We start from the raw sequence: 13,871 nt of genomic DNA on the forward strand, positions 1-13,871 counted from the left end.
TACACCCTATCTACTATTCACATTCGTACCGGTAAATCTCCTTACCATATCCTCTATCAATTACTAAAAGTTCATTTGGATACAACGTCTTATGCTCCATTCCTACCTCTTCCTCTGTTATAAACATCCCATCAATAATCATCCCAACCACTTGCGATTCTTTTGCTACAAATATAGATTTCGATCTTTTTTTCGCTATTAATGTTACAGATTGCACAGTCTTTCTTTCTGCTCGGAATGGAATGCCAAAATAGTGCTTCCACCATTTATTTTTAAGTAACTCTGGTTCAGATTGATAAAGCCAATCTTTCGCTACTTCTTGATCCCATTCGTAATATAGTAATGCTTTCCTATGAAATCTCGGACGAACAATCCATCCTAAAATAATAATTCCTACTATTGAAAGTAATAAAGTGATAGGAATTACAAATTTAAAAACGAGCGCATACTTCTCAAAAAAAGGCGCATTTTCAATGTGCAGTACGATTTTTTCCTTTACTTCTTGTAATGTTGAATCATTGATCGTGATGGTAGCCTCTACGGTGCCGGTATCTGTAAAATTGAATGTGTCGGAGTAATAAGGTCGAGGATAAACATAAACTTGACTACCATGCTGTTTTAATTCATAGTTGATCGATTGATTCGATGTGACACCAGTAGATTTTAATAGTTTCTTTACAGCCTCTTCTGTCATCGGTTTACCATTTAACTGTGGCTGTAAAATAAATGGTTTACTATTTTCTAAATTTGTTACCTTTTCTTCATAATCTTTCGTAACAGCTTGAAGTGTTAATTTTGGTTTTTCAGCTGGTTCAATCTTGAATTCTTTCGTCTGTCTATAAAATCCCTTTATATTCATATGGACTTTCCCGCGTACTAACTCTTTACCAACTTTTGTCTCGTAATAAAACACATGTCTTTTATCATCCCACTTCATCGGATACTGCTTTCCGTCTATTTCTACTTCTGCTTCGAAATAAGAAATTTGAATTGGTAATTCAGTAGGTTTCGCTTCAATAACAGCTGTCACACCTTCATACATTTTCTCAACATTTTTTCTATCTTTATCATCTTTGTCATACGTAGAAACAGTATAGTTAAGCGCTGGTTCAACAAGTACTTGTAATCCCTCTTTCTCAATGTCCTGATCCACTTCTATCGTATATGTCCCTGGCTTAATCACTTCCTGATTCGCTGTACTTACATGCACTATATTTCCGAATAATTTAGCTTCTCCTGGTGCATGTATAGAAAAAGAAGACTGCAATTGTAACGGTTTGGAAAGTTGCATAACTTTATAATTAGACAAAGAAGGTGATTGTCGTACAAGCGTCATACGCTTTAATGGAAACGGTGTTGTAATCTCTACTTTTTTCCCTACTATTTTCGTTTTGACAATCGATTCAACAGAAGAAAATGGATCACGATTAGCAACTAATGCTGCCACTTGATTCACACTTTGTACAATACCATCCTCACCGCTAGACGGCATGACAACTCCATTCATTTCTGTTTTCCAAATCTCTTTAAACGTATTTAACTGCTCTTTTTCTTGCTGCCCTAAATCCTCTTCCATCGTGATTAAGACTGGGTGCAAAGAGATCTTTTTAGAATCCATCTCTTTCTTAAACTGTGCTAACTTCTGTGTAATTTGTTCTTTTCCGCCAACCTTATCTTTCTCCAAATCATTAAATGCCCCGTCAGTTAATACAATAAGCCAAAATTCACGTTTCCCATCTATATCTGCTTCCTTCTTTATAGATTGCATCGCCGTTTCTACTGCGCTAAATGGAGTATTTAAATATGTTTTCCACGCGCCGATTCCATTAATTTCTGTTTGCCTTTGATCCTTTGTTAACGAAATGTTTAACGGATCATTTGGCTTACTCATTGGAACGTAAGAAAATTTATCTTTCTCATCTAATAGCGCAACTAAACTTTGCAAGGCGTAATTGGCATACTTCCAGCGATCGTTATTTCTCATGCTGCCCGAATCATCATATACAAGTGAAACGACCCTTTCCTTCGCCTCCTCTCCTTTTGCAAAAGCTGAAAAAGGTAAACATATAAATAGAAACAACATGAACGTGGCACAAATTCGAATTTTCATGATGAGGCTTCGCCACCTTTGCAGACAAATTCCTATGTTTAAATTTATGAGGGGAAACAAGATATATGACTTGTATTTTAGGACAACAGTTCACAACAATTACATTATGTAAACAAAAATGAACTACTCTCATATTTTATTTCGAGTTTTTTCCTTATTATATATCTGAAATAACGCATAGCTTTCATACTTTTCCCGCTATAAATTCCACCATTAAAGTTTGATTTTCTTTTCAATACAAAAAATAAAGAGCACGCTATAATTAGCGCACTCTTTACTTCTTCACATATACCTCAACAATTGGATTATCTTTATTATCTGCATGTAAACGTATATTCTCTTCACCCGTATTATAAATGCTAGCTACCAGCATAACTGTTAACAAATTAGGTATTTTCGCATCACTCCCATATTTTCGTTCAAGAGCTTCTGTATACTCGAAATCCAAATCTCCTTGTACATATGTATACACTTCAAAACCATCTTTTAAATTACATACGACCGTATCAATAATATCGGCCCCTACTTGTTTCTTCATTTCCCCTCGCAATGCTTCAATAAATTCTTCCCAAGGGACTTCATACGTCTGAAATTGGTCTGTAGATTTCATTTCTCTTCCTCCTCGTTATGTATCCTGTTCGTATATTTCCCCTTTCGTATAACAATTATGAGAGATAGGTCATTCGTACAAGCCGCACTTGTCCTGCTTACATATCGTATTACGGTAATACTGAAGGAGGAAAGAACATGCATAGAAAAAGATGTTATGATACATGCCAACGTTATTTCGGTAAAGTTGTTCGAATTGAAGATCGTGATGGTCGCGTTCACTTAGGCAAAATAATCGATGTAACAAATGATTCCGTTTGGATTGAACCAATGCAGCAGCGCTCATCCTTTGATACAGGGTTCGGATACTATAACGCATATTCAAACGGCGGATGTGATATTTGCGGTGGTATTAGCAGATGTGATAACTGTGGATTTGGATGCGGTGGTGGATTCATTGGTGGATTTAGTGGCTGTGGGTGCGGTGGTCGTGGGTGCAATAGTTGCGGCGGTGGCTGGGGCCTTGAACTCGGATTTGGCTTTATTTTTGGAATTACTTTGGCTGCATTATTTTTCATCTAACATAGTAAAGAGTTGACTATCTTTAGCCAACTCTTTTTCTCTATTTTTCACATATAAAAATGCGATGTCCTAAAATATGTTGATACATAAGCAGTACTTGTTCGTGTTGCACCCACGCTTCATACAATTCTTCTGGAATAAACGGTGATACATTCCACTCTGGCTCTTCCATATGTCCTGCAACTGTTTCTGCAATAGTTCCGCCACCCGCAATTGTAATTCTTTTAAAATTTGCTGCTTTAAATAAATGAATCCACTCATTCTCAGTTAATACTTCTTTCATACCGTATAACTGTCCAATCTTTTCCTCCTCTTTCTTCTCAATATGTTTTTCGGTAATCATTTCAATGACAACAAGCTTTCCATCCTTCTGTAATACACGATAACATTCCGAAATAACCTTTTCTTTATTTGTAAAAGCGAGTATAGATTCTCCAAGTACAAGCTCAAATGAATCATTTAAACACGGTAATCCTTCTACATCTCCTTGAATCAATTGTATATTCAAACCATCAAACAACCATCTATCTTTCGCTTTTTGAATCATAATTTCATTCTTTTCAACCGCTGTCACTTTATAACCCAATTCTTTTGTCATATACGCCGCTGTTTTCCCCGTGCCGCAACCTATCTCAAGGACACTAGCTCCACTTTTAAGTGGCAATTGAGATAATAATTGTTTTGTTAACGTAAAACCACCAGGATGAGCACTCCCTATTCCGTAGTAAGCTAGAAAATCGATGTATGTGTTTCGTTTCATGAGATTCTCCTTTGAGTTTTCTATAATACATATATTCATCCATAAAAAAATAGTGCACAGAAAAAAAAGCATTTTCAAGTGCTATAATACCGCAACTTGAAAATGCTTTTTTCTTTTATTATTTCTCTTCTACATACGCCCATTTGAAACTATATTCCGGACTAATATTATGTTTCACAATTCCCTTTACATTTGGTTTCATAACATATGATCTACCACTTTGATATAAAGGTACGAGCGCTACATCTTCTTCAAGTAACAATTTTTCTGCTTTCCCTAACTCTGTCCAACGTTTTTTTGCATCAGCCATCCATTCCGTCTTACTTTTATTAATAATGTCATCATATTTTGAATTTGAATAGCTCATCTGGTTCTGCGAATTTTTCGTTTCAAACATATCAAGATATGTCATTGGATCCGCATAATCTGGATTCCAGCCGCCATATGAGAAATCATAATCTTGTTCTGATTCTAATTTTAGTTTTTGCTTAAATGGCTGAAGTTTAATATTTACTGTTACACCTTTTAAATTCTTTTCAATTTGATCTTTTACATACTCCCCAACTTTTTTCGCATTACCAGTATCATAATTTAATAGCTCTATTGTCACTTGATCTTTTCCAATTTCTTTTTTCGCTTCTTCCCAAGCTGCTGCTGCCTTTTTCGAGTCTTGGTTTAAACCATTCTTAAATGTTTCTGCAAAATCTTTACCGTCTGGACCACTTGCTAAACCTTTTGGTACTAAGTAATCCACTGGTTTTGAACCGTCATTTAGAATTACATTCGTTAAACCTTTCTTGTCAATTGATAATGCAATTGCTTCACGTAATTTTTTGCTCTTTAACGGTGTATCTTGCCCACCTCGTTTTTGATTTAAACGTAAGTAAAACGTGCTTGTTTCTGAATATGCTCCAAACTCCTCTTTATTGTTTCTATACTTATCAACAAATTCACCTGATAAAAGTGCGAAATCAATTGCACCTGTATCATATAAATTTACTCTAGTAGCCCCTTCTTTTACTACACTATAATTAATTTCATCCAGCTTCACTGTCTTTTTATCCCAATACTGATCATTTTTCTTTAATTTCCATCCTTGCTCATGTTTCCAATCGGTAAGCACAAACGGTCCATTATAAACTGTCGTATCAGACTCTAAACCGTATTTATCTCCTTTTTCTTTTACGAATTTTTCATTTAATGGATAGTAAGACGCGAATGCCATTAAATTCAAGAAATACGGTACTGGTCTTTCTAGTTCAACTTCAAGTGTATAATCATCTACCGCTTTTACACCTAATCTAGAAACTTCTGCTTTCCCTTGATTTATTGCCTCTGCATTTTTAAGATAATATGCAATAAATGCATACTCAGCAGCTGTTTTTGGATCTACTAGACGTTGCCATGCAAATACGAAATCTTTCGCTGTTACAGGATCACCGTTTGACCATTTTGCATCTTTCCGTAATTTGAATGTATATTTTTTGCCATCCTCGCTTGTCGTACTAGATTCTGCCGCAGCTGGAATTGGCTTATTATCTTTATCTAGACGATATAACCCTTCCATCGTGTTTCCTAAAATTTGAGAACCTAACGTATCTGTATTTTTCGAAGTATCCATCGTCGGAATTTCATTCGTTTCTGTACGATTCATTACTTGCTTTGCAGCTAATTTCCCGCCTTCTTTTTCGCCACTTTTCGGCGTTGTGCTTGCCTTATCTTTATCCCCTGATCCAGAGCAAGCTGTTAATGCCATACTCATTGCTAGAACTGGTGCTACAACCGCTGTTAATTTTGTCATCTTTTTTCTCTTCATTTTTTTGTACCCTCCCCAATTATATGTACGATATTAACAGTTAGAGATTCTCTACTAACTTTTGTTATCAGAAAATTCTTATTAATTAATATTCTACTATCTTTTTGAGTTTTGTAAAGTATTTTTGTAAATTTTCTAAATATTTATTCTTTTATTATAGTAACTTGTGGTTTTAACTACTATATGAATTATCCCCCGTCTACTATATGTAAACATATCTCCTCTTATTCTTCTCTATTGCTAAGTTCTATATTTTTCTTATAAAAATGAAATCTCTAACTATCATTCATCTATCCAATTATTGAATTCCTTCTACCATCCTACAGTAGAATATTAAAAGCAACCTCAACATTTCTCAAAAATTCCATGATCCTTATTCTCCTATCCATACAAAAAAAGCATTTCAAAAGCATATTAGCCACTTTTGAAATGCTTTCATGTTATTTCTTTCCGCCATCCTCAGTTACATACGCCCACTTAAAGCTATATTCTGGACTGATGTTGTGTTTCACAATTCCTTTTACATTCGGTTTCATTACATATGATCTTCCTGTTTGATATAAAGGAACTAATCCTGCATCTTCTTCAAGGAATAATTTTTCTGCTTTTCCTAACGTTTCCCAGCGCTTCTTCGGATCAGATAATAATTCATTACCTGCTTTTTGCACCATTTCATCGTATTTTGGATTCGAATAACTCATTTGGTTATACGGGCTCTTCGAGTCAAACATATCAATAAATGTCATTGGATCCGCATAATCTGGGCTCCAGCCTGCATAAGAGATTTCATAATCTTGCGCTGACTCTAATTTTAATTTTTGTTTGAACGGCTGAATTTTCGTATTAATCGTTACACCTTTTAAATTTTTCTCAATTTGATCTTTAACATAATCAGCAATCTTTTTCGCAGTTCCATCATCATAGCTTAGTAATTCAATTGTAACTTGATCTTTTCCAAGTTCCTTTTTCGCTTCTTCCCATGCAGCTGCTGCTTTTTTCGTATCTTGTTTCAGACCATTTTTAAACGTATCTTGGTAATCTTTACCGTCAGGCCCTGTCGCAAGCCCTTTTGGAACCAATTGATCTGTTGCTTTTGATCCATTATTTAAAATAACGTTTGCTAAGCCCTTTTTATCAACTGATAACGCAATTGCTTCACGCAGTTTTTTGCTCTTTAATGGTGTATCTTGTCCGTTACGCTTTTGATTTAAACGTAAGAAGAATGTACTTGATTCTGCATACTCACCGTACTCATCTTTATTCGCTTTATATTTATCTACGAATTCTCCTGATAATAGTGTGAAATCAATTGATCCTGTATCATATAAATTTACTTTCGTAGCAACTTCTTTTACTACACTATAATTAATTTCTTCTAATTTCACAGTCTTATTATCCCAATACTTATCATTTTTCTTCAGCTGCCAACCTTGTTCATGTTTCCACGATGCCATTACAAATGGCCCGTTATACACCGTTGTATCTGCTTCTAAACCGAATTTCTCTCCTTTTTCTTTTACGAACTTTTCATTTAAAGGATAGTATGACGGGAATGCTAATAAATTTAAGAAGTACGGTACCGGTTTTTCTAATTCTACTTCAAGTGTATAATCATCTACCGCTTTTGCACCTAATTCCGTTGCAGGTTTTTCACCTTTATTAATTGCCTCGGCATTTTTTATATAATAAGCAATAAACGCATATTCTGCCGCTGTATTTTTATCAAGTAAGCGCTGCCATCCGTATACGAAATCTTTCGCTGTTACAGGATCTCCATTTGACCATTTCGCATCTTTACGCAGTTTGAACGTATATTTTTTACCATCTTCGCTTTTCGTACTTGATTCTGCAGCAGCCGGAATAGGCTTATTATCTTTATCAAGACGATATAAACCTTCCATTGTGTTCCCTAAAATTTGTGCCCCTAACGTATCAGTAGATTTAGAAGTATCCATCGTCGGAATTTCTTGGTTTTCCGTACGATTTAATACTTGCTTCGCTGCATATTTAATATCAGATTTTTTTTCTTCCCCACTATTAGATGTAGTAGTCGTTTTCTTCTCCCCACCTGACCCAGAGCACGCTGTCAATGCAACGCTCATCGCTAAAACTGGTACTACAACTGCTGTTAACTTTTTCATCTTTTTTCTCTTCATTTTTGTATCCTCCCCAATTATATGTACAATACCAACCCTTGAGAGACCCCTTGCTAACAATTAGTTTTCTGAAAATTATAACTAATATTATTCTACTCTTTTTTTCGCATTTGTAAATAGTTTTATTTTAAATATTCTGATTTTAATCTTCGTAATTTAGTATGATTTATCCCCCATCTACTATATGTCCGTACTATACGCCTTATTCTTCTCTATTTAACTGAACTAAAAATTAGTATTTTAAGCTCACTAAAAAAAGCATTTCAAAGTAGCTAAGCTACTTTAAAATGCTTTTTCAACTCTATTATTTTTCAGTCACATATGCCCACTTAAAGCTAAATTCTGGACTGATATTATGTTTTACTACACCTTTTACATTTGGTTGTAAAACATAAGAATCTCCACGTTGATATAAAGGTAGAATCGCTACATCTTCTTCAAGTAATGTTTTTTCAGCTTTCCCTAACTCTTCCCAACGTTTTTTCGCATCACCCATTAATTCAGTACCAGCTTTTTTCACCATTGCATCATATTTAGGATCTGAGAAGCTCATTTGGTTATGAGAATGCTTAGACTCAAACATATCTAAGAATGTCATTGGATCTGCATAATCCGGATTCCAACCACCGTATGAAATATCATATTGTTGCTCAGATTCTAATTTTAGTTTTTGCTTAAATGGTTGAAGTTTAATGTTAACTGTTACACCTTTTAAGTTTTTCTCAATTTGGTCCTTAATATATTCTCCAACTTTTTTCGCATTACCAGTATCATAGTTTAAGAATTCAATTGTAACTTGATCTTTACCAAGCTCTTTTTTCGCTTCTTCCCAAGCTGCAGCCGCTTTTTTAGCATCTGGTTTCAAACCATTTTTAAACGTTTCTTGGAAGTCTTTACCGTCCGGTCCAGTTGCTAAACCTTTTGGTACTAAGAAGTCAGCTTCTTTTGATCCATCATTTAAAATTACATTTGCTAGATTTTTCTTATCGATAGAAAGTGCAATTGCTTCACGTAATTTTTTGCTCTTTAATGGTGTATCTTGTCCATCACGTTTTTGGTTCATACGAATGAAGTACGTACTTACTTGTGAAAATGTTCCGAATTCATCTTTCTTATTTCTGTATTTATCTACGAACTCTCCATTTAATAAAGCAAAGTCAACTTGACCGCTATCATATAAGTTAATTAGCGTTGCTGCCTCTTTTACAACACTGAAGTTAACTTCTTCAAGTTTTACAGTCTTTTTATCCCAATATTGATCATTTTTCTTTAATTGCCATCCTTGTTCATGCTTCCAATCTTTAAGAACGAACGGTCCGTTATAAACTGTTGTATCAGACTCTAAGCCGAACTTCTCACCTTTTTCTTTTACGTATTTTTCATTCAATGGATAGTATGATGGGAATGCCACTAAATTTAAGAAATATGGTACTGCTTGCTCTAACTCAACTTCAAGCGTAAGATCATCTACCGCTTTCACTCCTAGTTCAGTTACAGGTTTTTCTCCTTTATTAACCACTTCTGCATTTTTAATTGGGAATGCGATAAATGCATACTCAGCAGCTGTTTTTGGATCTAATAGACGTTGCCAAGCATATACGAAATCTTTCGCAGTTACTGGATCACCATTTGACCATTTTGCATCTTTACGTAGTTTAAATGTATATTTTTTACCATCTTCACTTTTTGTACTAGATTCTGCCGCAGCTGGAATAGGTTTATTATCTTTATCAAGACGATATAATCCTTCCATCGTATTCCCTAGCATTTGTGAAGATACTGTATCTGTTGATTTAGAAGAATCCATCGTTGGAATCTCTTGTGTTACTGTTCGATTTAAAACTTGTTTTGCCGCTAATTTTCCCTCTGACTTGCTATCTCCACTTGAGTTTGTACTTGTCTTCTTATCTCCGCCTGATGTAGAACATGCTGTTAATGCCATGCTCATTGCTAAAACCGGTACTACAACTGCTGTTAGTTTTTTCATTTTTTTCTTTTTCATTTTCTGTACCCTCCCTAATTCTAAACGATATCTATTTAAGAATTTTCTGATAATTCTGTTTTTCTTTATATATTTATCAGACGATTCTTACTACCTCTTATTCTACTAATTTTTTAATATTTGTAAAGTGTTATTATTGAAAATTTTTAAAAAATTATTTTTTTACAGTAATATTCATAAAAATTCTATATAGTTTTTTAATATCATTTTCCATCGTTACATATACACTATTTTAATAGTGTATATTATGTTTTCTAATAAACAGACTGTAGATTGTCGTTAATAAATAATGTATATTTTAGAAATCTCTTTCCTACAAAAACGAAAAAAGCCCACTTTCTCAGTGGACTTTCTAATTTACAACGGTAAATCCCTCTTCCTAAACACTACAATTGCTACTATGAAGATACAAAGCGCTCCAGCAGTTAAGCCTATACTTAGCGGCCATATATTATATGTTCCTTCAGCAATTTCTTTCGGACGAAACAATGTAAACAAGGATATATTTCTCATCCATTCTAACTTATCACTTAATTTCCCTACCATATCTAATACGAAAAATAGGATTGTTAAACTTGCTGAATAGCTAAGTGCCTTCCTTTCATCATTACATATACAGGAAAAGAAAAATGAATAGGCACTAACTACTAAAAATATAAGCCCTCCGACTATGTTTATTTTCAAAAATAATTCTTTATTTAAATTATTATCTTTTAAAAACCATTCTGCGCCTAATAAGCCCGCTACGTAAGTAACAATTACAATAATTAGTAATCCCAATATGAGAACGGTAGCTTGTGTAATTGCAATTTTCACCCTTGATACAGGTGTTGCTAATAAATATGCCATCGCCCCTTTATCTACATGACGAGCAATTAAATGTGTTGCAACCGTGACGCAAAAAATTGTTAAAATGATAATAAACAATAGGCTATAATATTCACCAGCTAAAAAATCCATTACATTTTGAATTGGGCTTTCCATTCCAACGATTTTTTTTACACTATCAGGCATGGCACTTATTAATTCATTTAAACCTTTCGCTGAAACCATCGATGGGAATATCCAAATTAATAACCATAAATAAAGAGCTGCACCAGTAGCATAGCTCAATATACTTTTTTGAGTTTCTTTCAAACTAGCTAAAAATAGTTGTTTATTCATGCTTTATCCCTTCTTTCTTCTCGTAATAATGCATAAATAAATGTTCTAAATCCGTCGCTCTCGTTTGAAGTGCCGTTACATTATAGTTTGAAAGTATTTGTAAAACTGTTTGGTAGTTTCCTTGCACAATAATTGACGCCTCTCTACCTTTCACCCCTTCAAATTGCAAATCACATTGTTTAAGAGACTCGATTTCTTCTTGAGATGATACTGTTACATCTATTACTTGTCTTCGCATTCCTTGTAAATCATGAATATCTTCTACGGTTACAAGACGCCCATCTTTAATAATAGCTACTCTGTCACAAGTTCTCTCAATTTCAGTGAAAATATGTGATGACATAAGGATTGTTTTCCCTCTTTGCTTTTCCTCTAATATTAAATCTATAAATACTTGTTGCATAAGTGGATCGAGTCCTGATGTTGGTTCATCTAAAATTAATACTTCTGGATCATGCATAAATGCAGCAACAATCCCTACTTTTTGTTTCATTCCTTTAGACATTTTTCGAATTGGTGTTTTCACATCGAATTGCAAACGTTCTATTAATTCATCTCGTCTTTTTATATCTTTTAACCCACGCATTCCTTGCATCAAATTTAAAAACTCTAATCCATTCATTCCTTCAATAAAAGAAATTTCTCCTGGTAAATAGCCAACTTCTCTTTGAATTTTCGCAGCATCTTCCCAACAATCTAATCCAAAAATCGTTGCTTTACCAGCTGTCGGTTTTATAAATCCCATTAAATTACGGATCGTTGTTGATTTCCCGGCACCATTTGGTCCTAAGTAGCCAAAAACTTCCCCTTCTTTCACTTCAAATGTAATATCAAACAAGCCTTTCCCATTTGAAAACTGTTTTGTGACATTTTGAACTGAAATCATAAGCCCACCTCATTTTTTGAAATATTTAATGTGTGATATTTCAAAATTATTGTACTCCTCATCTTTCATATTCGCAACAACTTTTTGAAATATTTATATGTCCATATTTCAAAAATATTGTTTTCAATTATTTTTTCTTGTATATTTTAAATGAGGTGATTACTTTGAACGGCTTTGAAAAAGTGAAAGAAAAGAAAAAACGTGCCATTAAAGATGCGGCCTTTATATTATTTTCAGAACGCGGATTTAATGAAGTAAAAATAGAACATATTGCAAAAAAAGCAAACGTTTCTCAAGTTACAATTTATAATCATTTTGGAAGTAAAGATGCGTTATTTAGGGAGATTATACAAGAATTTATAATATCTGAATTTCAATATTATAAAGAGCTTGCGGAAGAAAAATTACCGTTTCATGATATGATGCAAAAAATGATTGTAAGAAAAATGAATACGGGCGGGTTATTTCAGCCTGATATGCTACTACAAATGATGCAAAAAGACGAAGAGCTCCGAGAATTTATTTATAGTTATCAACACGAAAAAATCCTGCCTTGGTATTTAGAAATATTAGAACAAGCACAGCGCAAAAATGAAATTAATCCTCATCTTTCAAAAGAAATGATGTTACTGTACATTCAAATGTTCACTAAATTAGGTGATGATTTCGGGGCACAGCTTCTTGAAGGAGATCGAGAAAAACATATACAAGATATAGTTACGATGTTCTTTTACGGACTTTCTGTTCCGCAAAAATAAAAAAAGACACTGAATCGTGTCTTTTTTATTTTATAGAAATGACTCTACCAGTTTCACTGCTTTCAATTGCCAATTGAATAAGTCTAATAACTTCCAAGCCTTCTTCTGCTGTTACAGGTGGTTTCTCACCATTTACAATACTATCTCTTACACCTTTATAATACATGTCATAACAGCCGACTTCTGTTGGAATACGTACTAACTCTTCTTCTGTTTCTAAAATAGCAAAATTCTCTTCAGGGTCTGCTCCATAACCATTATCCCCTGGCTTCATTCCAGTCTTTAATTGTTCTTCCTGTGAATCCATACCATACTTCACGATAGAACCTTTATCTCCATGCAGTGTAAAATGTGGTCCAGCTTGTTTCACAAAACTACTACTATGTAAAATGACACGCTTTACTCCGTAGTGAAGTACAACATGAAAATAATCATCAATTTCTGCACCTGGTCGTTGTTTTATTACATCTGCATTTATCGCATCTGGTTTCCCGAATAATGATAATGCTTGATCCATTAAATGCGATCCTAAATCATATAAAATTCCTGAACCTGGTAAATTCTTTTCTCTCCAGCGATCACGTACATGTGGGCGGAAACGATCGAAATGCGCTTCATATGCGTATACATTCCCTATTCTATTTTCTTGTAATAATTTCTTTATCGTTAAGAAATCATTATCAAGACGACGGTTGTGATACACACTTAAAACGACATTATGTTGCTTCGCTAATGAAATAAGTTCTTCTCCCTCTTCAATTGAAACAACGAATGGTTTTTCCACAACAACATGCTTACCGTGTACAATCGCTTCTTTTACATATGGAAAATGAGTTGTATTCGGTGAAGTAATGACGACTAAGTCAATATCAGCTCGGTTTACTAATTCATCAATTGTACCAACAACTTCAGCATTTGGTAATGTTTGTTTCACTACTTCTTCTTTTGATGATAAAATAGCACGAATATCATACTCTTCTATCGTTTGTAATAACGGGATGTGAAATGTTGTACTAGAAAATCCAAATCCTACAATCCCTACACCTATTTTTTTCATGCTGCCCCTCCATTTGTGATAACGATTTCAT

General features: G+C 34.1%; 11 protein-coding genes. 2 read left to right on the top strand and 9 right to left on the bottom strand.

All coding sequences use genetic code 11. From position 1 onward, the window contains the following. Positions 1-13: 13 nt before the first annotated feature. Positions 14-2,110 (bottom strand): vWA domain-containing protein, encoded by a 2,097-nt coding sequence (locus tag MHI07_RS16140; protein WP_340825067.1) that lies wholly within the window; start codon positions 2,108-2,110, stop codon positions 14-16. Positions 2,111-2,384: 274 nt separating this feature from the next. Next, positions 2,385-2,720 carry a hypothetical protein gene (locus MHI07_RS16145; RefSeq protein ID WP_340825069.1) on the bottom strand — a complete coding sequence of 112 codons (336 nt, stop codon included), beginning with the start codon at positions 2,718-2,720 and terminating at the stop codon, positions 2,385-2,387. A gap of 137 nt (positions 2,721-2,857) precedes the next feature. Between MHI07_RS16145 and MHI07_RS16150 the strand changes: the two genes are divergently transcribed. Beyond that, positions 2,858-3,241: a hypothetical protein gene (locus MHI07_RS16150; protein ID WP_340825071.1), complete on the top strand. Its 384-nt coding sequence runs from the start codon at positions 2,858-2,860 to the stop codon at positions 3,239-3,241. A gap of 40 nt (positions 3,242-3,281) precedes the next feature. On the opposite strand, the gene MHI07_RS16155 is transcribed toward MHI07_RS16150, so the two are convergent. From MHI07_RS16155 to MHI07_RS16180, 6 genes are all read right to left on the bottom strand, one after another. Next, complete coding sequence (locus MHI07_RS16155; protein WP_340825075.1) at positions 3,282-4,001, bottom strand: class I SAM-dependent methyltransferase; 720 nt, start codon at positions 3,999-4,001, stop codon at positions 3,282-3,284. Positions 4,002-4,119: 118 nt separating this feature from the next. Then, positions 4,120-5,817, bottom strand: a complete 1,698-nt coding sequence (locus MHI07_RS16160; RefSeq protein WP_340825078.1) for a peptide ABC transporter substrate-binding protein — start codon at positions 5,815-5,817, stop codon at positions 4,120-4,122. Between the two features lie 440 nt (positions 5,818-6,257). Continuing rightward, positions 6,258-7,973 carry a peptide ABC transporter substrate-binding protein gene (locus MHI07_RS16165; RefSeq protein WP_340825081.1) on the bottom strand — a complete coding sequence of 572 codons (1,716 nt, stop codon included), beginning with the start codon at positions 7,971-7,973 and terminating at the stop codon, positions 6,258-6,260. A 304-nt stretch (positions 7,974-8,277) separates the two neighbouring features. Next, positions 8,278-9,975, bottom strand: coding sequence for a peptide ABC transporter substrate-binding protein (locus MHI07_RS16170; RefSeq protein ID WP_340825085.1), 1,698 nt, complete (start codon positions 9,973-9,975; stop codon positions 8,278-8,280). Positions 9,976-10,332: 357 nt separating this feature from the next. Beyond that, positions 10,333-11,139, bottom strand: a complete 807-nt coding sequence (locus MHI07_RS16175) for an ABC transporter permease subunit (protein WP_078174163.1) — start codon at positions 11,137-11,139, stop codon at positions 10,333-10,335. Next, positions 11,132-12,025: an ABC transporter ATP-binding protein gene (locus tag MHI07_RS16180; protein WP_078174164.1), complete on the bottom strand. Its 894-nt coding sequence runs from the start codon at positions 12,023-12,025 to the stop codon at positions 11,132-11,134. The genes MHI07_RS16175 and MHI07_RS16180 overlap by 8 nt, the downstream gene beginning before the upstream one ends. Before the next feature lie 164 nt (positions 12,026-12,189). On the opposite strand from MHI07_RS16180, the gene MHI07_RS16185 reads away from it, so the two are divergent. Next, a complete protein-coding gene (locus tag MHI07_RS16185; protein WP_340825089.1) occupies positions 12,190-12,783 on the top strand; it encodes a TetR/AcrR family transcriptional regulator in 594 nt (197 codons plus the stop codon). A 25-nt stretch (positions 12,784-12,808) separates the two neighbouring features. Here MHI07_RS16185 and MHI07_RS16190 read toward each other — a convergent pair whose 3' ends face one another. After that, a complete protein-coding gene (locus MHI07_RS16190) occupies positions 12,809-13,840 on the bottom strand; it encodes an oxidoreductase (protein ID WP_340825091.1) in 1,032 nt (343 codons plus the stop codon). Positions 13,841-13,871: the final 31 nt, after the last annotated feature.

It is taken from the genome of Bacillus sp. FSL H8-0545 (assembly GCF_038006105.1).
GTDB lineage: Bacteria > Bacillota > Bacilli > Bacillales > Bacillaceae_G > Bacillus_A > Bacillus_A cereus_U.

Excerpts from the sequence above, each read along its gene's own strand:
- MHI07_RS16140 (WP_340825067.1), bottom strand. The coding sequence starts at position 2,110 with ATGAAAATTCGAATTTGTGCCACGTTCATGTTGTTTCTATTTATATGT.
- MHI07_RS16155 (WP_340825075.1), bottom strand. The coding sequence starts at position 4,001 with ATGAAACGAAACACATACATCGATTTTCTAGCTTACTACGGAATAGGG.
- MHI07_RS16170 (WP_340825085.1), bottom strand. The coding sequence starts at position 9,975 with ATGAAAAAGAAAAAAATGAAAAAACTAACAGCAGTTGTAGTACCGGTT.
- MHI07_RS16150 (WP_340825071.1), top strand. The coding sequence starts at position 2,858 with ATGCATAGAAAAAGATGTTATGATACATGCCAACGTTATTTCGGTAAA.
- MHI07_RS16190 (WP_340825091.1), bottom strand. The coding sequence starts at position 13,840 with ATGAAAAAAATAGGTGTAGGGATTGTAGGATTTGGATTTTCTAGTACA.
- MHI07_RS16165 (WP_340825081.1), bottom strand. The coding sequence starts at position 7,973 with ATGAAGAGAAAAAAGATGAAAAAGTTAACAGCAGTTGTAGTACCAGTT.
- MHI07_RS16145 (WP_340825069.1), bottom strand. The coding sequence starts at position 2,720 with ATGAAATCTACAGACCAATTTCAGACGTATGAAGTCCCTTGGGAAGAA.
- MHI07_RS16175 (WP_078174163.1), bottom strand. The coding sequence starts at position 11,139 with ATGAATAAACAACTATTTTTAGCTAGTTTGAAAGAAACTCAAAAAAGT.
- MHI07_RS16160 (WP_340825078.1), bottom strand. The coding sequence starts at position 5,817 with ATGAAGAGAAAAAAGATGACAAAATTAACAGCGGTTGTAGCACCAGTT.
- MHI07_RS16180 (WP_078174164.1), bottom strand. The coding sequence starts at position 12,025 with ATGATTTCAGTTCAAAATGTCACAAAACAGTTTTCAAATGGGAAAGGC.